This is a genomic window from Actinomadura sp. GC306 (genome assembly GCF_004348665.1).
GTDB lineage: Bacteria > Actinomycetota > Actinomycetes > Streptosporangiales > Streptosporangiaceae > Spirillospora.
Window position 1 is genome coordinate 1 of record NZ_SMKM01000115.1, and the last position, 18868, is coordinate 18868.

The following is an 18868-nucleotide window of genomic DNA, read 5'->3' on the forward strand; positions in this document are numbered from 1 at the left end:
GGACGGGTTGGGGTGTGGTCTGTCATGATCCGGATCATGATCTTTGAAAGGGGCGTTGCCGCCCTCGTCCGGTGAATGTTCTCGTGCAGCGGGAAGCTGCCGAGATCCGCGCGGAATGGCTCGGGCATCTGCTCTCCACCGCGCCCGCCGACCGTCCGGCCGCCGAGGCCGCCATCTCCGAGTTGTACCGGCTGATCGGGTTCGAGCCGCCGCGGTTCCACTGGGTCGCCTCGCCCATCGCCGCCCTGGAGACCGTCCCGCCCGGCCTGCGTTTGCGTGCTGCCGAGACCGCCGACCGTTTGGCCGAATGGCCGCTGCCATTGCACTTCCGCAGGCAGATCAGCGAACTGACCACGCGGCTCGACGTCACCGCCGTCCGGGACCATCCCGCGTTGGACAGGCTGATGGGGCAGCTGGTCCGGGCACCCATCGCGGCCTCCGGTAATGGCACGCTCGCCATGGTCCTGGGGTCGGGGTCGGGGTCGGCGAGGTTTCGGCGGAACGGCCCCTGGTACTCGGCTCTCTGCGCGTCCTGGTCCGCGCACTACGCCGCGCTTCGGACGTCCGGCGTGGAGTACGCGCGGGAGCAGAACCGCATGCTGGATCTGTGGGCGACGCCGGTCCGGTCCTGCGGCTGGTGGTGGCCGCGCGAGCACGTCTGCGTGGTGTCCGAGCGGCCCGTCGAGATCCACACCGAGGTCTGGGGCGACGAAGGGCAGGTGCGGCTGCACCGGCCGGACGGTCCCGCGCTCCGGTTCGCGGACGGGTGGGACGTGCACGCCTGGCACGGGACGAAAGTGCCGTCCTGGGTGATCGACGACCCGGACGTCGAGCGGATCGCGCGGGAGACCAACATCGAGGTCCGGCGGTGCGCCATCGAGAAGATCGGCTGGGGCGACTACATCGACCGGGCCGGGCTGCGGCTGGTGGCCACCGCGCCGGACCCCGGCAACCCCGGGTCGGAGCTGCGGCTCTACGACCTGCGCGAGCGGACCAGGGTGCTGCTCGCGGTCAACGGCTCCACCGAACGCGACGGGCACCGCCGCCGGTACGGGCTGACCGTGCCGGGCGCCTTCGACGATCCGGTCGCCGCCGCCGGATGGACCTACGGGCTGTCCGGTGACCAGTACTCACGACTCGTCCGCCGAACCTGATCGAGGTGATTACCATGACCGTGACTCTCGCGTCTCTATCCCGGCAGACCGGGCTCGCCGTGCTCGACCATCTCGAACACTCGGTGAGCATCCCCGTCGTCGACGGGCTGCAGGCCCAGGGCGACCTGATCGTCATCCCCCTGTCCGAAGTCTCGGTGTTCGTATCGGTCTGGTCGGACGCCACCTGGACGGACGTGCCGGCCGAGGGCGTCGAGGTGCTGCGGGGCGAGGCGGGCGGCAATCCGCACACCCTCGTCGCCGACCCCGGCACCTGCCGCTGGACGAAGCAGGTGTCGGACCTGGGCGGCCTCGCCATCGGCGTCTTCGAGGCGTCGGCCCCTGTTTATCTGCTGCATCCCGAGCATGGTGCCTCGGGCTGCACGCCGGGACGGTACGTGATCCGCCGCCAGCGCGAATACACGGCCGATGGGTGGGGTTCCCGCCTGGTCGCCGACTGAACCGTTTGCTGCATCCTGCTGGACGCCGCCCAGGCCGCCGGATGGCTGCCGCTGCCCGCCGGCGACGGCGACTGGCTGGTGTGCGGCGGCTGCAAGTGGCTGCTCGGCCCCCGCGGCACCGGCTTTTAGTCGTACGCGGTTCGAGGAGTTACGCGACTCGATGTCGACGCTGCCGTAGGGGCCGAAGGCGATGATGGAGACGAGGATCTGCGCGACTCTGCGCGACGCGGCTGGCGTCGATGGCCTCCTGGACGGTGCGCCCGGTGGTGTTGTCCCCCTCGGACAGCAGGACGCTGTGCGCGGGTGGCGGGTCCTGGCGGGTTTCGGCCACCCCGACTGCGAACGTCCCTGCGCCCCCTGCGCCGCCTCACCGCCCGTCATCAGGTTCTCGCCCGCAGGCAAAGGGGCGCCTGGACGTGGTCGGCGCGCTCGGCCTGGAAACCAGGCAGATCAGCCCGGGGTTGGGGGAGGCGTGGGCGCTTGGTCAACTCCGGCGCCCCTTGTGTATGCCCTTTATGCATAATTGTTCTTGGTCGCTCTGCAGTGCGCCGGGCATTGGCAGCTGATGGCACCCGGTCGTGTGGAAGAACAGCGGCTCGGCAGCGTCATGCCGATGCCGCATTACTTGTGCGTTGGTGTGGAATTTCTGCTGCCGGGTGCTGCCGGTTGGCCGTTGTGGGTGCCTTGTGGCTGGGTGCGTTGTTGGTCTCTCTTGTTTCATCGGTTTTGTATGGTTGCCGTGGGTGGGTGGCTGAGGTGCCTTCCGTAGGTGGGATGCGCTCGTTTCGCTGTGTTGCCGGTTGCTGTCACGTTGGTTGCGGCGGTGGTCGGGTGAGGTGTTCATCTGCGGGTTGGTGCGGGGTGCTGGTCGTGCCGCGCTTCGCGCGGAAAAGCGGTCGGCTGGGATGACCGTTCCTGGCGGAGGTCTTAGTTCGTTGTTCGCTGCTCTCCCGCTGGGCTTGATGGGGCATAGAAAGGGGGTGATAGTAATGTGGCGTGTCTGGATTGTCTGATGGTGTTGTGGGGAGGCGGCTATAATGGAGGGGTGAATTCGGGTTGGGGGTGAAGTGGCGTGGCAATGGCCGCAGTGGTCGGGGGGATCTCCGATGGCCGACGTGAATGGGAGGGGCGGGAGTGGTTTCCGCCTGGTCCGCAACTGGCGATCTGTCTTTCGGGCGAGAAGGGCCGCCTGGACGATCTGACCGATGATGAATTGCTCCAGGTCGCGGCGGCGGCCCGGCGGCAGACCTCGTGGGCGCAGGCGCGGGAGCTGGCCGCGATCGCCGAACTCACCCGTCGCCGCACCGCCGATGAGGACGCGACCGACCCCGACCACCGGGTTCTGTCCGGCTGGGAGTCGGTCACCGAAGAGGTTGCTGCTGCGCTGACCGTCACGAGCAACACCGCCGCCACTCTGGTTCACCTCGCTGAACGGCTGACCGGCCCGCTGGCCGAGACCGGAGAGGCGCTCGGCGCCGGACGACTCGACATGGCCAAGGCCCGCGTCATCTGCGATGTCACCGACCGGCTTCCCGAAGAGGCGGCTGGACGGGTGGAGCGTGCGGCGCTGGAGACGGCGTCCGGTCAGACCACGGGTCAACTGCGCCGCCGCATCAGGAGGATCGCGCAGCGCCTCGCCCCCGAAGCGATCGAGGAACGCAGGCGGGAGGCGGCCCGGCAGCGGCGGCTGGAGCTGTGGGACACACCGTCCGGCACCACTGATCTGGCCCTGTGCGACCTGGCCACCGAGGACGCCCACGCCATCTACAACAAGATCACCGCCGCGGCGCACGGCATCAAAGCCGACGGCGACACCCGGCCACTGAGCGCGATCCGCGCCGACCTCGCCGCCCAACTTCTGCACGGAGCCGAGCTTCCCGAGGCCATCCGCGTCCTTCTCACACAGACGCGAGACGAAAGCGCCGCCTCCAACTCGGCGGACGCGAGCGGTCACCCCGCCGATTGTTGTGATGGTGCATCGTCCGGTCGATCGGGCATGGCCACCACTCGCGCCACCATGCCCGGTATCGATTGGGCGCCATTCGCGGCTGTTGCCTCTGGCTTCGGGGAGCGGAGTGCTCTGCGCACCGAACCGGGTGGTGGCCTCGCCGGCGGTCGTGATGGTGCATCGATCGGTCGATCGGTGCTGGCCGCCACCCGCGAGGCCATGCCCGGCGTCGGAGTCGGAGCGGCATCTGGGGCCGCTGTCTCTGGCCCCTGCGAGGGGAGCGTTCCGCGGACCGAATCGGGTGGTGGGGATGAGGAGCGGGGCGGGGATACCGGCATCGCGGTCCTGGCCGATGAGGTGGAGCGACGCCTGAGACACGTGCAGGGGCGCGTCCCTCCCCGAGAACTACCGAGTGCCGTCCGGCAGACTGTGCAGCGGATCCATCGTCAGTTTGCAGGCGCCCGCGACGCGGCTTGTCAGGGTGACGATGAGGTCCACGGCAGACCCGGCTACCGGCCGTCTGCGGCCATGCGGCGGGAGGTCGAAGCCCGCCACCCGACGTGCGTGTTTCCCACGTGCAACCAGCCTTCCCACCGCTGCGACTTGGACCACACGGTGCCCTGGCAGCCCGGAATCACGTGCCGCTGCAATCTCGCGCCTCTCTGCAGACGCCACCACAGGCTGAAGCAGCGCACCGACTGGAGACTGTTCCAGGTCTGGGCTGGACTGCTGATCTGGGTCACGCCCTCCGGCGCCTGGTACCTCGTCCGCCCAGAACGGCAGTAAAGCGGGATCTTCTCCAGAAGACGCATCAGCCCCGGCGGTTCATCCACCGGGGCCGGACGCGTCGGTCGATCAGGGGTGGTAGATCCGCTGGGGCTGCTGTGGTTCGGTTGGGGCGGCAAGTGCCCTGGGGAGCGCTGTCAGTGGCAGTTCAGGTGGATGCGGGGCCAGGAGTTGTTGATGTAGCCCTTGGGGTTCCACAGGTGGGCCGGGGATTCTGGTTGGAGCGCGCCTGTGGAGTCCCAGGCCCTTGCCGTGATCTCCACCTCGCCTGGCGAGAGGTCTAGGGTCGTGTGCCAGTGCTGCCATGCCCAGGGTTCGTCTGCCGCGTCCAGGTTCGCCTGGGTCCAGGTTCCGCCGCCGTTCAGGGAGACGTCCACGCGGGCCACGGTGCGGTCGTCGCCGGCCAGGGCGTAGCCGGTTATCCGGGTGGGGCCGGGCGGTACCTGGGCGCCGTCGTCCGGGCTGAGGATGTCGCAGTTCAGGGCGATCGGCCCCAGGGAGATGCCTTCGCCCGGTCCGCTGGTGCGGGGGTCGGCCTCGGGAGGCAGGACGCGGTAGGCGGTGGCCTGGAAGTAGTTGGCGGACGGCTCGGCCTGCGCGGTGATGTGGGTGAGCCACTTGACGCTGCGCGCGCCGATCCAGCCGGGGACGACCACCCGCAGCGGGGCGCCGTGGATCTGGGGGAGCGGCTCACCGTTCATGGTCCAGGCGAGCAGTACCTCCGGGCTCATGGCCTTCGCGGTGGTGATGGAGCCGCCGAAGGGCTCGGGCGGGTCCGGGAGCGGAGACACGTCCGGCGCGGCGAAGGCTATGTGGGCGGCTTCGGGGTGCAGGCCCGCGTGGACGAGGACGTCGGCCAGGCGCACTCCGGTCCAGTGCGCGGTGGCGGTCGCGCCGGAGCCCCACGGTTCCTCGCCGGGGATGTCGCGCACCTCCATCAGGCCGGTCCGGCGGTTGCCCGCGCACTGGAGCGTGGCCGTCACCTCGACCTCTTCGAACCGTTCGCGCAGTTGGTCCAGGGACAGGTCCAGCGGGTCGCGCACCAGGCCGTCCACGGTCAGCCGGTAGGCGGCGGGGTCGATCTCCGGGGCCGGGCCGTGGTTGCGGCTGTAGAACGTGTCGTGCGGCGTCGTCCGGTGCCCGGCGAGTGCGGTTCGGGGCGGCTCGGCGTTGAACGGGTCGTGGTCGTGCACCACCATGTCGTCCCGCTTCCCCCATGGAGTCATGCCGGTGGAGGTCCCCCGTAGCGCGTGGTTGATGCGGTCTTTCCGCAGGTCATCAAGGTGCGAATCGGTTGTTTGCGGGTATGGCGGGCGAAAGGCCGTACCCGACCCGGAGGGAAGCCGATGTTCTTCCAGCAGTTCTACTTCGAGGGACTCGGGCACGCGTCGTACCTGCTGGGGTCGGAGCAGACCGGGGAGGCGCTGGTGTTCGACCCCCGGCGGGACGTCGACGACTACCTGGGATACGCGCGCCGCAAGGGGCTGCGCATCCGGTACGCGCTGGACTCGCACGGCCACAACGACTACCTCTCCGGGGTGACGCAGCTCGCGGCGCGCACCGGTGCGCAGGCCCTCGGCTCGGCCGCCGCGGACCTCGGCTACCGGCACCGTCCGCTGCGTGATGGTGAGCAGTTCGAGATCGGCGAGATCGGCATTGAGGTGCTGCACACGCCTGGGCACACCCCCGAGCACATCGGCCTGCTGGTTTACGACCGGGATCTTGGCGTGGACGAACCCGCGCTGCTGCTTTCCGGGGGTGCGCTGCTGGTCGGTGATCTGGCGCGGCCGGATCTGCTCGGCGGGCGCGAAGAGGCCGAGGAGGCCGCGCGGGCGCTCTGTGCCAGCGTGCGGGACAAGATTCTTGCGCTGCCCGACCACGTTGAGGTCTTTCCGACCCACGTCGCCGGGTCGCTGTGCGGTGGGAGCATCGGGAGCCGGCTGTCCACGACGGTCGGTTACGAGCGGCGCACCAACGAGCGGCTCGCCGAGGTCGACGCGCCGGAGCGGTTCGTCGAGCGGTGCCTGCGGCCGGACGCCCTGCCCGCCGTCCCGCCGTACTGGCGCCGGATGCGGGCGCAGAACCTGGCGGGTGTCGAGCCCCTCACGCTGGTCGCGGAGCCGCCGGCGCTGCAGGTGGACCAGGTCCGGCGGGCACAGGGCGAAGGGGTCGTGGTGCTGGACGTCCGCGCGCCGGAGGCGTTCGGCGGGAGCCACATCCCGGGCGCGCTCAACGTCGGTCTCGGATCGTCCTTCGCCACCTGGGCGGGGACGGTGCTGCCGGAGGCCGCCCGCGTCGTCCTCGTCGTGGACCGTCCCGAGGACGTGTGGACGGTGACCTGGGACCTCCTGCGCATCGGCTACGACCCGCCCATCGGCTGGCTCGCCGGCGGCATGCGGGCGTGGCGCGCGGACGCCGGGCCGCTGGAGCGCCTCCCGCAGATCGGCGTCGAGGAACTCCACGACCGCGTGCAGGCCGAGGAGGTGGACGTGCTGGACGTCCGCCAGCCCGCCGAATGGTCCGCGGGCCACATCCCGGGCGCCGCGTTCATCACCGGCGCCGAGCTGCCCGGACGGCTCGACCGGGTGCCCCGCGGCAAGCCCCTGGCCGTCACCTGCAGCACCGGGTACCGCTCGTCCGTCGCCGCCAGCCTGGTGGCCGCGCACCGGGACGAACCCGTCCTCAACGTGCTGGGCGGGATGACCGCCTGGCGGGCCGCCGGCCATCCCGTCGAGGTCCCGGTCGGCGCGGGCGCGCGGTGAGCCGGCCGGTCAGGCGACCTCGACGAAGCCGAGGTGCTCGTAGAGGCGGCGGGCGCGGCGGTTGCGGCGGGTGACGGCGAGGGTCAGGGTGTCGTGGCCCTGCTCGGTGAGCGCGCGCATGGCCGCGTGGACGAGCCCCTGCCCGAGGCCGAGGCCGGAATGGGACGGCGCCGTGAAGAGGAAGGCCAGCAGTGGCAGGCCCCGGTAGAGGGTGACCAGTGCGGCGCCGACGGGGCGGCTCCGGTCCTCGGCGACGAACGAGGCCGTGGGGAGGAACGTGCCGTACTCGCCGTCGAGCGCGAGCCGGATCTCGCGGGCCGCGCCCTCGGGGTCTCCGACGTCGGTCTCGTCGGGGGTGCCGCGGTAGGCGTCCCACATGACCGGGACCAGTGCCGGGACGTCGGCGTGGCGGAACGGGCGGATTCCGGGCGGGGGCGGTGGCGTCGCGCGCAGCGGCGCCTGGAAGCGGCTGCGCACCGGTGCGCCGAACGTCCCGGATGTCATGGTTTCGAGTGTAGGCGGCGCCCCCGCGCCCGGCCGGCGGGGGCGGGGGGCGCCGGCCGGCGTCAGCGCTTGTAGCGGCGGCCGTGCATCATGTTGATCATGTTGAGGACGCGCGCCATCTCCTTCTCGGTGCGCTCGAAGGAGGTGAGGTTCATCGTCGAGAACCGCTGCCGCGTGATGGCCTTCGGGCGGGTGAACTCGCGCAGCCCGTCCGCGCCGTGGATGCGGCCGAACCCGGACTCGCCGACGCCGCCGAAGGGCAGCGCGGCGACCTGCGCGAACGCGGCGAACGCGTTGATGGACGTCATGCCGGAGCGCATCCGGCGGGCGACGTCCATCGCGCGGGCCTTGTTGCCGGAGAAGATCGTCCCGGCGAGGCCGTAGTTGGTGCGGTTGGTCCGTTCGACGGCCTCGTCGAGGTCCTTGACCCGGTGCACGGTGATCGTCGGGCCGAACGTCTCCTCGGACACGGCGGACGAATCGTCCGGCACGTCGGCCAGCACGACCGGCTCCACGTACGGCTTGCGCACGGACTCGGCGCCGCCGACGACGGCCTTGCCGCCCTTGTCCAGGGCGTCCTTGATGTGGCGCTCGATGATGTCGAGCTGGCCCGGCATCGTGATCGGCCCGTAGGCGGCCTCCCGGTCGAAGCCGGGACGCAGGTCCTTCGCCTTCTCGGTGAGCTTGCCGAGGAACGCGTCATAGGCGTCGTCGACGACGTAGATGCGCTCGACGCCGATGCAGGTCTGGCCCGCGTTCGACATGGCGCCCCACAGCGCCGCGTCGGCGGCGGCGTCGAGGTCGGCGTCGGAGTCGACGATGCAGGCGTCCTTGCCGCCGCACTCGGCCACGATCGGCGTGAGGTTCTCCGCGCAGGCGGCCATGACGCGCTTGGCGGTCCGGGCCGAGCCGGTGAAGGCGATCTTGTCGACCTGCGGGGACGAGGCGAGCGCCGCGCCGGTCTCGCCCAGCCCGGTGATCGTCTGCAGCACGGGGTGCTCGGGCACGACGGCCGAGACGAGCTCCTCCAGGAGCAGGCCCACGCCCGGGGTGAACTCCGACGGCTTGAACACCACGGTGTTGCCGGCGGCGAGCGCGTAGGCGATGGAGCCCATCGGGGTGAAGATCGGGTAGTTCCAGGGGCCGATGACGCCGATGACGCCGAGCGGCTGGTACTCCAGCACGCACTTCTGGTTGATCGCCATGAGGCCCGGGAAGACGGTGCGCGGGCCGAGGGTCTTCTGCGCGTTGCGGGCGGCCCAGTCCAGGTGGGAGATCGCCATGATCGTCTCCAGCTGGGCGTCCGGCACCGGCTTGCCGGTCTCCTGGTGGACGAGCTCGGCCATCCGGTTCAGGTTGCGGGTCAGCGAGCCCTTGATGTTGAGCAGGCGCAGCCTGCGCTCCCGCCAGCCGAGGGCGCGCCACCAGTCGGCCGCCTCGCGGGCGCGCTCGACCGCCGCGGCCACGGCGGCGGCGTCCTGGACGGGATGTTCGGCGACGACCTCGCCGGTGGCCGGATTCAAGGACGCGAACGTTTCGGCGCTCTCCGTGGCCACGGACATGAGGAACCTCCCGGGAGGAGCCTGGTAAGTGATTGCTTGCACGTGTGTGCGGGCTAGTAAATCACCCTACGTCCCGGACGGGCACCCCCACGGGGGCCGGACCTCAGTCGCTCCACCACTGGAAGAGCGAGTGCCCGAACTGGATCGGGAACTCGTCCAGCCCCAGCGCGCCGGTGATGTTGAAGATCACGTCGAAGAACGCCTGGTTGATCGGGCCCAGCCACAGCAGGGCGATCAGGATGAGGAACGCGTAGCCGCCGTAGGGCGCGACCTTGTCGACCAGGCCGCGCGGCAGGTACGGCTCGATGATGCCGAAGCCGTCCAGCCCCGGGATCGGCAGCAGGTTCAGTACCGCCGCCGTGACCTGCAGGAACGCCAGGAACGCGACGCCCAGCCAGAACACGCCGTGGTCCTGGTGGGCGAAGTTCTTGTAGAGCACCGCGAGCATGATCGCGAACAGCGCGTTCGACAGCGGGCCCGCCGCGGAGATCAGGCTGTGCCGCAGCCGGCCGCGGATCCGGTGCCGCTCGATCCACACGGCGCCGCCGGGCAGGCCGATGCCGCCGAGCACGATGAACACCACCGGGATCAGGAAGCTGAGCGTGATGTCGGAGTACTTGAGCGGGTTCAGCGTGAGGTAGCCCTTGCCGACGACGCTGTGGTCGCCCGACCGGTAGGCCATGTACGCGTGCCCGAACTCGTGCAGGCACAGCGACAGCATCCACGCGGCGAGCACGAACCCGAACACCGCGAGCCGCGCCGGCTTAGCCGGGTCGTCCGCGTACCGCCAGGCGATCAGGCCGCACAGGACCGTCGCCGCCACGATCGCGAGGAAGACCGGGCTCGGCCGGACGGCCGCACCCCCTCGCGTCCCGTGCGCAGTCCCCTCCATGCTTTCGGCCCCTCTCGCCGCGCCGGTCCCGCCGGCGCCCCGGTCCCCGTCCGATCTCTGAAGCTACCCGCTCGGCGGAGTCACGGCGCCGCGATCACCGGCACGACGTACGTGCGCAGGAAGCGGCGCAGCTCCCCGGCGTCCCGGTCGCGCCTCATGACGATCAGCGAGGTGATGATGCGGAACAGGAACTCGACCGTCCCCTCCACCTCGATGTCGGCCCGCAGCGTCCGCTGCCGCTGCGCCTTCTCGAAGGCGGGCCGGACGTAGTCGCAGCAGACCGCCAGCACGTGCTCCGCCGCCCCGGCCACCGCCGCCTGCATGTGCCCCGCCGCCTCCGGCACCAGGAAGTGGGTGATCGTCGGCTCGTTGCGGACGTACTCGATCGCGTCGAGCGTTCCCTCGACGATCGCCTCGGCCACCGACCGCTCCCGGCGCAGCCGGTCGGCGAGCCGGTCTAGGAACCGGTGCAGGTCGCGGACCACGACCTCCAGGATCAGCTCGTCCCGCCCGCCGGTCACGCTGCGGTACACGGTCGCCCGGGACAGGCCCGCCGCGGCCGCGATGTCCTCGACCGTCGTCTTGGCGACGCCGAATCGGCGGAAGCACTCGTCGGCGGCGTCGATGATCCGCTCACGCGTCGGGTCGGTGGTGGTGGTCGCCATCGGCATACCTGAACATTACCGGCGCTCCGCACTGCGGCCCGCGCCTTGCGTCAATACGGTCAGATCCACCCCACCCACATCTACGCGAAGCTCGGCGGCAACGAGCGGGCCGCGGCGGTCGCCACCGCCTGCGACAAGCGGCTTCTGTCAGAACAGCGTGCCCTCGTGCTCGATGCCGCGCAGCGCGTCGTAGTCGAGGGTGACGCAGTGGATGCCCCGGTCGGCGGCGAGTACCCGCGCCTGCGGCTTGATCTCCTGCGCGGCGAACACGCCGCGGACGGGCGCGAGGTGCGGGTCCCGGTTGAGCAGCTCCAGGTACCGGGTCAGCTGCTCGACCCCGTCGATCTCCCCGCGCCGCTTGATCTCGATGGCGACCGTGGCGCTGTCGGCGTCCCGGCACAGGATGTCGACCGGGCCGATCGCGGTGGGGAACTCTCGGCGGATGAGCGTGTAGCCGTCCCCGAGCGTCGTGATGTGCTCGGCGAGCAGCTCCTGCAGGTGCGCCTCGACGCCGTCCTTGCGCAGGCCCGGGTCGATGCCGAGCTCATGGCTCGTGTCGTGCAGGATCTCCTCGATGGTGAGGATGAGCCGCTCGCCCGACTTGCCGTGCGTGACCGTCCAGCGCGCGACGGCACCGTTCTCCGTGTAGCTCTCCTCGCGCATCGAGCACGGCGGGTTCATCCAGTTGAGGGGCTTGTAGGCGCGGTCGTCGGCGTGCACGCTGACGCTCCCGTCCGCCTTGATCAGGATCAGGCGCGGCGCCATCGGCAGGTGGGCGGTGAGCTTGCCGGCGTAGTCGACGCTGCAGCGGGCGATAACGAGACGCACGGCGCCCAACTCTAGTGCTCGCTGCGGCCTAAGGCGGCCCGACCGCGGATCTAGGGCGTCATGCCGATGCGCGTCCGGGCGCCTTAGGACGAGCCTCTTCGATGCAGGGCCGCGTCACTCGCGGCCTGCATCGAGGAGGAGAGACCGTGTACCACCACGAGATCATGCGGTCGCTCATGAAGGAGCGGGTGCGCGAGCGGCTGGAGGAGGCGCGGGCCGAGCGCGCGGGCCGGTTCGCCCGCCGCGCCCGCGAGTTCTGGGCCGACCGCGCCGAGCGCGCCGCCGCCGCCCGTCCGGTCCGGCGGACGTCCGGACGCACCGCACCGCTGCGCTGAAGGCGCCCGTGTTGAAAGTGCGCGTGCTGACGGTGCCCGTGTTGAAAATGCGGTGCTGACGGTGCCCGTGTTGAAAGTGCGCGTGCTGACGGTGTCCGTGCTGACGTGCCCGTGCTGACGTGCCCGTGCTGACGTGCCCGTGCTGAGCGCGTCGGCTTACTCGCCGGAATGAAAACCCTTGTCAAGCCCTGGAATTCTCAGTGAACCGTGATTAACGTCGCGAGTGGGAGTCATCCTCCGTCTGGCGAAAGGACCCCCGCATGTCTCTTGACGTGACCCCGGAACTCCTGGAGACGGCCCAGCAGGGCGAGGTCGGCGACGCCGCGTTCGTCGAGTGCATCAGAACGTCCCTCCCGTACGCGTGGGACATGATCAGCGGGCTGGTGGCGCGGCTCCAGGTGGACGGCGGCGACTTCGCCGACAACCTGACGCCGCCGCCGGACGAGCAGGCCCGCGGCCAGCTCCTCCGCGTCCTGGCGAGCGACGCCATGCGCGGCACGCTGGAACGGCACTTCGGCATCAAGCTCGCCTTCCAGAACTGCCACCGCGTCGCCGTGTTCCCGGCCGCCGACTCGGACGCCTACCGGACGTTCGTCACGGCCCGGGAGCAGATCCTCAACCAGTCCCCGGAACTCCGCGACTGCTGACGCGAGGCCCGCGACCCGCGGCGTGCCCCTGTGGTCGTCCACAGGCGGCACGCCGCGGTCGTCTGTCAGGCGGTTTTCTGTCACCCACGGTCGTCTTGGCACGCCGTGGAGGCGTCTTGTTCACGCGGTGGACGCGACGGCGGCGCGGACCCGGGGGAGGACCTCTTCGCCGAGGCGGGCGATGTTCTGCAGGGTTGCGGTTCGGGAGCCTGCGGCCTCCACCATGAGGATCAGGTGCCTGATGCCCGTCTTCTGGACCGTGGACACGAGGACGTCCACGCATTCGTCCGGTGAGCCCACCGCGTGCAGGTCGCACATGCGGCGCGCGTAGGCGACGGGGTCGCGGGGCGGGCGGGGACGGTCGTCCACGGTGACGTAGCCGTCCAGGCCGGGGCCCAACCAGCGCGGCATCTCCGTCATGAGGGTTGCGACGGCCTCCTCGCGCGAGTCGGCGACCTGGGCGACATGGGTGGAGATGTGCGGGAGGTCCGGGCGGCCGTGCCGGGCGACGGCGGCGGCCTTCTCGTCCGCGCCGACGTGCATGCCCAGCAGCATCGGCAGCCCGCGTTCCGCTGCCAGCTCCTCGGTCGCAGGGGATGTACACGCCACCGTCACCGGAGGCGGCACAAGCGCGCGCGGGACGACCGGTACCTCGCGGAAGCGGAAGTGCTCCCCGTCCCAGGAGACCCGGTCCGACCGGAGCCAGGTGAGGAGCAGGTCCAGGGATTCGGCGAAGCCGTGTTCGTAGCGGGGGAGACCGGTGCCGAACACCTCAAGGTCGCGCCAGGGGCCGCCGCGTCCCACGCCGAGGCGGAACCGGCCGCCCGACAGCAGCGACAGCATCGACGCCTGCTCCGCGAGCGCCACCGGATGCCCGGTGGACAGGACGCTGACGGCCGTCCCGACATGGATCCGCCGCGTCACGGCCAGCAGATGCCCGGCCAAGAGCGTCGCCGACGGGACGACCCCGTACGGCATGAAGTGGTGCTCGGCCAGCCAGACGTCGTCGAATCCGGCCCGCTCGGCGGCGACCGCGGCCTCGACCGTCCGGGAGAGGGCGGCGCTGTCGTCCTGGCGGGGGAAACGGGTGGCGAGGAGGAAGATTCCGAGGCGCACGCCACCGTCGTACCCGCCATCGGAATCGGTCCGGCACCTCTGCGAGACTGCTTTTCATGACTGGTGGTTCGTTCAGCAGGGTCGGGGTCGTCGGACTGGGCACGATGGGCGCGGGCATCGCCGAGGTGCTGGCGCGCGGCGGCCTCGCGGTGGTCGGCATCGAGGTGAACCAGGACGCGCTGGAGCGGGGGCGCGGGCACCTGGAGACCTCCACCGGACGCGCCGTCAAGCGCGGGCGGCTCACCGAGGACGCCCAGCGGGAGATCCTCGGCCGGGTCGCGCTGTCCACCGACTTCGCCGACCTCGGCGACTGCGACCTCGTCATCGAGGCCGTCCCCGAGCGGCTCGACCTGAAGCGCACGGTGTTCGCCGAGCTGGACCGGGTGTGCCGCGCCGACGCCGTCCTCGCCACCAACACCTCGTCGCTGCCGGTCACCGACATCGCGGTGAGCACCGGCCGTCCCACCAAGATCGTCGGGGTGCACTTCTTCAACCCGGCGCCCGTGATGAAGCTCGTCGAGGTCATCGCGACCGTGCTGACCGAGCCGGACGCCGTCACCCGCGTCGCCGACCTCGTGCGGAGCCTCGGCAAGACCCCGGTGACGATCGGGGACCGCGCCGGGTTCGTCGCGAACCGGCTGCTGTTCGGCTACCTGAACCAGGCCGCGGCGATGCTGGAGTCCGGGCACGCCACCCGCGACGACATCGACGCCGCGATGAAGGCGGGCGCGGGCCTGCCGATGGGCCCGTTCACGCTGATGGACCTGATCGGCCTCGACACCTGCCTGGAGGTGCTGGACGCGATCTACGCCGAGTCGCGGGACCGTCGCCACGCCGCCTCCCCGCTGCTGCGCGAACTCGTCACCGCCGGGCTCCTCGGCCGCAAGACCGGCCGCGGCTTCTACACCTACGACAAGTCCGCCGCCGAGGAGGCCGCACCGGCCGCCGCCGGACCGGCGCCGGTCGTGGGCGTCGTCGGCGTCGGCCCGCTCGCGGACGCGATCCGGGCGCTGTGCGACCGCGCGGGCGCCGAGATCCGCGACTCCGCCGCCGGGCTCGCCGGCTGCGACCTGGTGATCGAGGCCGCCGAGGACGCCGAGGCCGGGCGGGCGCTGCTGTCGGCCGCCGCCCAGGCCGCCGGGTCCGCCGCCGTCCTCGCCGTCACCTCGGTGGACGGCTCGGTGATCAAGCAGGCGATGGCCGCCGGTCGTCCCGCCGACACCGTCGGCCTGCACCTGCCGGACCCCGCCGGCTCGCTCGCCGAGCTCGCCGCCACGGTCGCCACCGGCCCGGAGACCGCCGGCCGCGCCGCCGAACTCCTCGGCCGCCTCGGGCTCACGGTCGTCCGCTGCCGCGACCGCGCGGGGTTCATCGTGGACGCCCTGCGCTTCCCCTACCTGAACGACGCCGCGGCCATGCTCGGCGCCGGCTACGCCGACGCCGACTCCATCGACGCCGCGATGACGCTCGGCTGCGGCTACCCGACCGGCCCGATCGCCGACCTCGACCGCCTCGGCCTCGACCGCGCGGTCACCGTCCTGGACGCCCTGCACGGCGAGACCCGCGACCCCGCCGTGGCTCCCGTGCCCCTTCTCACGGAGCACGTCACCGCGGGACGCCCGCTGCGCTGAATATGCTCAAGGCATGAGCCCCCGGAAGAATCGCCGCACGGTGTCGGAGCGCGGTGCCCGCGGCGGCGCGTCCTGGGTGCAGGAGACCGAAGCGGGGCCGGACGGCGAGTGGGTCGTCCGGGCGATCTCGGGGGCGGGCGCGGCCAAGGCGTACCGGTGCCCCGGGTGCGACCAGGAGATCCCGCCCGGCGTCGCGCACGTCGTCGCGTGGCGGGCCGACGACCGGGACGGCCGCGACCGGCGGCACTGGCACCGTCCCTGCTGGCAGGCCAGAGGCAGGCGCTCGCCCCGCATCATGCGGTCCCGCGGCGCGCCGCGCTACTAAGGAGGGTCATGGCGGAGATCAGGGCGTCCACGGTGCTGCCGGCGCGGCGCGAGGAGATCACGCTGCACACCGCGGACGGGCTGGAGCTCGTCGGCGAGCTGGCACTGCCCCCCGATCGGCCGCCGGTGGCGACGCTGGTGTGCCTGCACCCGCTGCCCACGGCCGAGGGGATGATGGACAGCCACGTCCTGCGCAAGGCGTCCTACCGGCTGCCCGCGCTCGCCGGCCTCGCGGTGCTGCGGTTCAACACGCGCGGGACGACGTCGGCGCGCGGCACGAGCCAGGGCGAGTTCGGCGACGGGGAGACCGAGCGGTACGACGTGGCGGCGGCGCTGGAGTACGCCGACTACCACGACCTGCCGCACCCGTGGCTGCTCGGCTGGTCGTTCGGCACCGAGCTCGCGCTGAAGTGGGGCCGCGACCCGCTGGTGGAGGGCCTGCTCCTGCTGTCCCCGCCGCTGCGCCGCGCGGACGACGCCGACCTGGACGCCTGGGCCGCCGACGGCCGGCCGGTGGTGGCACTGGTCCCGGAGCTGGACGACTTCCTGCGCCCGGCGGAGGCCCGGGAGCGGTTCAAGCGCGTCCCGCAGGCCGAGGTGATCGGGGTGGACAACGCCAAGCACCTGTGGGTCGGTGAGCCGTATGTCCGGATCGTCCTGAACGAGATCGTGCAGCGGGTCAACCCGGCGGCGGTCCCACTGCCCACCGAATGGGACGAACCGGGCGAATAGTCGCACGCGGCCGATCGCGGCCACTCTCGTCACGGACGCCCCGATAGCGGGTAACGATGGCTTAGCGATCGTGCCCGGCGTGCCGTTCGGAGGGACCGTCCATGACCGTGCAGCTGTACGCCAGGGACGTCGGATCCGGCACGCCGCTCGTCCTGTTGCACGCCTTCCCGCTCTCCTCGGCGATGTGGCTCGCCCAGCGGGAGGGCCTCGCGAGCCGGTTCCGCGTCATCACCCCCGACCTGCGCGGCTTCGGCGGATCCGTGCTCGGCGACGGCGAGCCGTCGATCGACGCGATGGCCGACGACGTCGCCCGCATGTTCCGCACCCTCGGCGTCCGGCGGGCCGTGGTCGGCGGGCTGTCCATGGGCGGGTACGTGGCGATGGCGCTGTGCCGGCGCCACCCCGACCTCGTCCTCGGCCTGGTCCTGGCGGCCACCCGCGCCACAGCCGACACCGACCCCGTCCGCGAGTTCCGGCTGCGGCAGGCGGAGCGGCTGGAACGCGACGGCACCACCGACGTCCTGGTGGACGAGGTGCTGCCCGGCCTCATCGGACCCACGACGCTCCAGCGGCGCGCCCTCGTCTACGGGCGCGTGCGCGGGCTCGTCCAGGCCACCCCGCCGCTCGCCGCCGCGTGGGCGCAGCGGGCCATGGCCGGGCGCGCGGAGGCGTTCGACACGCTCCGCAACCTGCGGGCGCCCGCCCTCGTCATGATCGGCGACGAGGACGCGCTCGCCACCGAGGACGAGGCCCGCGCCATGTCGGAGGCGCTGCCGAACGCGGAACTGCTCGTCATCCCGCGCGCCGGGCACCTGTGTGCGGTCGAGCAGCCGGACCTGTTCAACCAGGCCGTCGCCGAGTTCGCCGCCGCCCTGGCCAGAACCAGCCGCTGACACCCCATCACCCCGCCGTCCGGCTGACCCGCCGTCCGGCTGACCCGCCGTCCGGCAGACCCGCCGTCCGGCAGACCCGCCCTCCGGCCGCCTGGGAGACCAGGGAAACTAGAGCGTCTCCTGTCGCGGCATCGCGACCTCGCGGACCAGCAGCGAGATCGCCGCCGCGGTCGGGATCGCGAGCAGCGCCCCGACCACGCCTAGCAGCGCCGCCCCGACGAGCGCCGCGACGATCGTCACCGCGGGCTGGACGTCCACCGTCCGCTTCATGACGCGCGGGTACACCAGGTAGTTCTCCACCTGCTGGTAGACCACGTAGAAGATCACGACGGCGATGAGGTCGGTGGTCGTCCCCGTCAGGAACGCCACCAGCCCCACCACCACCGCGCCGATCGTCGCGCCGACCAGCGGGACCAGCGCGGTCACCGAGACGATCAGCGACAGCGCCAGGGCGTACTTCACCCCGAGGATCGACAGGAAGATGTACGAGGACACGCCCGCGATGAACGCGATCGTGAACTGCCCCGCGACGTACCCGCCTATCCGGTCGAGGATCTCGTCGCCGAGCAGCGCGACGCGCGCCCGCCGGGACCGCGGCGCCAGCTTGTAGAAGAACGTCTTGATCTGCGGCAGCGAACTGAGGAAGTACAGCGTCAGGATGAGGATCGTGAGCGTCTGGAAGACGCCGTTGATCGCGACCTTGCCGATGCCGGTGGCCGTGTCGGTGAGGCTGTTCTGGAAGTCCGGGCTGTTCACGGTCTTCTCGGCGCGGTCGAGGAGTCCGTACCGCTTGTCCCACTCGGCCAGCGTCGTGTTGTTCTGCAGCTGCGTGACGTACTCGGGGATGCTCTTGCGCAGCTCGGTGACCTGCTCGGTGATCGGCTGGACGAGCGAGGCCACGAACCCCGAGAAGAACAGCAGCACCAGCAGGAACACCGCCGCGACCGCCGCCCCGCGCGGCAGCCCGAAGCGGCGCAGCCGCTCCACCGCCGGGTTCAGCCCGACCGCGAGGAACATCGCCACCACGATCATCACGATCACGGACTTGGCGTTGGCCGCGGCCTGCACCAGCAGCCACGCGGTGATCACGCCGAGCGCGGCGGTGAACCCGAACACGAACGGATGGGCGCGTCCGAGCGGCTGACCGGGCCGCCCGAACGGGAACATCTGGTCGACCCCCGCCTCACGCCGGCGCTGCTCGACGTTGTGCGCCGGATCAGGCGCCCCCGGCGAGGGCAGCTCCCGTGCGGTCACGGGAACCACCGCCGGCACCCCGACAGGCGTCCCGGTAGCCGGATCCCGTTCCCGAGCCGGCTCCTCGATCTCCTCGGCCTTCAAGGCCCCACTGTCCGCCACAAGACTCTCATCAGGCGCGGTGCCCTCGCCGGAGGTGGTGCTCTTGCCGGAGGTGGTGCCCTTGTCCGACGTGGTGCTCTCGTCCGATGTGGTGCTCTCGTCCGATGCGGTGCCCTCGTGGGGGGCGGTGCTCTGGTCCGACGTGGTGCTCTGGTCCGACGTGGTGCACTCGTCCGGCGTGGCGTCCTCGCTGGGTGGGGCCGTATCGGTGCCGTCGGGTTCCGCCGGCGGGCCGTCCGCCTGCCCGGTCGCGGTCGTGTCGTCGGCGGGTGGAG

The 18868-nt window shown here is 71.4% G+C and carries 19 protein-coding genes and 1 pseudogene; 12 read left to right on the forward strand and 8 right to left on the reverse strand.

Translation table 11 applies throughout. From position 1 onward, the window contains the following. Window positions 1-83 precede the first annotated feature (83 nt). From E1200_RS17570 to E1200_RS17590, 4 genes and pseudogenes are all read left to right on the forward strand, one after another. On the forward strand, window positions 84-1154 hold the full coding sequence (locus E1200_RS17570; protein ID WP_207933398.1) for a DUF6745 domain-containing protein: 1071 nt from the start codon (window positions 84-86) through the stop codon (window positions 1152-1154). A 14-nt stretch (window positions 1155-1168) separates the two neighbouring features. After that, the gene (locus E1200_RS17575; protein ID WP_131953117.1) at window positions 1169-1612 is read left to right on the forward strand and encodes a hypothetical protein; all 444 of its coding nucleotides are present in this window, start codon (window positions 1169-1171) and stop codon (window positions 1610-1612) included. Window positions 1613-1624: 12 nt separating this feature from the next. Continuing rightward, window positions 1625-1732, forward strand: a pseudogene (locus E1200_RS34850) (aminotransferase); the annotation flags it as partial. A 958-nt stretch (window positions 1733-2690) separates the two neighbouring features. Next, window positions 2691-4346: an HNH endonuclease signature motif containing protein gene (locus E1200_RS17590; protein WP_131953118.1), complete on the forward strand. Its 1656-nt coding sequence runs from the start codon at window positions 2691-2693 to the stop codon at window positions 4344-4346. 137 nt (window positions 4347-4483) lie between these two features. Here E1200_RS17590 and E1200_RS17595 read toward each other — a convergent pair whose 3' ends face one another. Next, the gene (locus E1200_RS17595) at window positions 4484-5572 is read right to left on the reverse strand and encodes a sulfite oxidase (RefSeq protein WP_131953119.1); all 1089 of its coding nucleotides are present in this window, start codon (window positions 5570-5572) and stop codon (window positions 4484-4486) included. Between the two features lie 120 nt (window positions 5573-5692). Here E1200_RS17595 and E1200_RS17600 point away from each other — a divergent pair, with 120 nt between their 5' ends. Next, complete coding sequence (locus E1200_RS17600) at window positions 5693-7108, forward strand: MBL fold metallo-hydrolase (RefSeq protein ID WP_131953120.1); 1416 nt, start codon at window positions 5693-5695, stop codon at window positions 7106-7108. Between the two features lie 9 nt (window positions 7109-7117). Here E1200_RS17600 and E1200_RS17605 read toward each other — a convergent pair whose 3' ends face one another. From E1200_RS17605 to nucS, 5 genes are all read right to left on the reverse strand, one after another. Further along, window positions 7118-7612 carry a GNAT family N-acetyltransferase gene (locus E1200_RS17605; protein ID WP_131953121.1) on the reverse strand — a complete coding sequence of 165 codons (495 nt, stop codon included), beginning with the start codon at window positions 7610-7612 and terminating at the stop codon, window positions 7118-7120. Between the two features lie 62 nt (window positions 7613-7674). Continuing rightward, window positions 7675-9174: an aldehyde dehydrogenase family protein gene (locus E1200_RS17610; protein WP_131953122.1), complete on the reverse strand. Its 1500-nt coding sequence runs from the start codon at window positions 9172-9174 to the stop codon at window positions 7675-7677. A 103-nt stretch (window positions 9175-9277) separates the two neighbouring features. After that, the gene (locus E1200_RS17615) at window positions 9278-10066 is read right to left on the reverse strand and encodes a site-2 protease family protein (RefSeq protein ID WP_131953123.1); all 789 of its coding nucleotides are present in this window, start codon (window positions 10064-10066) and stop codon (window positions 9278-9280) included. 80 nt (window positions 10067-10146) lie between these two features. Then, window positions 10147-10737 (reverse strand): TetR/AcrR family transcriptional regulator, encoded by a 591-nt coding sequence (locus E1200_RS17620; protein WP_243708640.1) that lies wholly within the window; start codon window positions 10735-10737, stop codon window positions 10147-10149. Between the two features lie 141 nt (window positions 10738-10878). After that, complete coding sequence (gene nucS / locus E1200_RS17625; protein WP_131953124.1) at window positions 10879-11559, reverse strand: endonuclease NucS; 681 nt, start codon at window positions 11557-11559, stop codon at window positions 10879-10881. Between the two features lie 146 nt (window positions 11560-11705). On the opposite strand from nucS, the gene E1200_RS17630 reads away from it, so the two are divergent. Both E1200_RS17630 and E1200_RS17635 read left to right on the forward strand, forming a co-directional pair. Beyond that, window positions 11706-11894, forward strand: a complete 189-nt coding sequence (locus E1200_RS17630) for a hypothetical protein (protein WP_165950351.1) — start codon at window positions 11706-11708, stop codon at window positions 11892-11894. Between the two features lie 260 nt (window positions 11895-12154). After that, window positions 12155-12541: an SCO5389 family protein gene (locus tag E1200_RS17635; RefSeq protein WP_131953125.1), complete on the forward strand. Its 387-nt coding sequence runs from the start codon at window positions 12155-12157 to the stop codon at window positions 12539-12541. A gap of 120 nt (window positions 12542-12661) precedes the next feature. Here the strand turns inward: E1200_RS17635 and E1200_RS17640 are convergent, their stop codons facing one another. After that, a complete protein-coding gene (locus E1200_RS17640) occupies window positions 12662-13657 on the reverse strand; it encodes an LLM class flavin-dependent oxidoreductase (RefSeq protein WP_131953126.1) in 996 nt (331 codons plus the stop codon). A 56-nt stretch (window positions 13658-13713) separates the two neighbouring features. Here E1200_RS17640 and E1200_RS17645 point away from each other — a divergent pair, with 56 nt between their 5' ends. The 4 genes from E1200_RS17645 to E1200_RS17660 all read left to right on the forward strand — a co-directional run bounded on the left by E1200_RS17645 (window position 13714) and on the right by E1200_RS17660 (window position 17237). After that, window positions 13714-15288, forward strand: coding sequence for a 3-hydroxyacyl-CoA dehydrogenase (locus E1200_RS17645; protein WP_131953127.1), 1575 nt, complete (start codon window positions 13714-13716; stop codon window positions 15286-15288). Window positions 15289-15301: 13 nt separating this feature from the next. Then, entirely contained in the window at window positions 15302-15613 is a 312-nt protein-coding gene (locus E1200_RS17650) for an ATP/GTP-binding protein (protein WP_131953128.1), read from the forward strand. A gap of 8 nt (window positions 15614-15621) precedes the next feature. After that, window positions 15622-16344 (forward strand): alpha/beta hydrolase, encoded by a 723-nt coding sequence (locus tag E1200_RS17655; RefSeq protein ID WP_131953129.1) that lies wholly within the window; start codon window positions 15622-15624, stop codon window positions 16342-16344. 101 nt (window positions 16345-16445) lie between these two features. Then, a complete protein-coding gene (locus tag E1200_RS17660; RefSeq protein ID WP_131953130.1) occupies window positions 16446-17237 on the forward strand; it encodes an alpha/beta fold hydrolase in 792 nt (263 codons plus the stop codon). Window positions 17238-17345: 108 nt separating this feature from the next. Here E1200_RS17660 and E1200_RS17665 read toward each other — a convergent pair whose 3' ends face one another. Beyond that, entirely contained in the window at window positions 17346-18491 is a 1146-nt protein-coding gene (locus E1200_RS17665; RefSeq protein WP_243708641.1) for an AI-2E family transporter, read from the reverse strand. A 145-nt stretch (window positions 18492-18636) separates the two neighbouring features. Here E1200_RS17665 and E1200_RS34400 point away from each other — a divergent pair. Then, window positions 18637-18868 (forward strand): hypothetical protein (locus tag E1200_RS34400; RefSeq protein WP_207933399.1); only part of this gene is annotated, 232 nt, incomplete at its 3' end.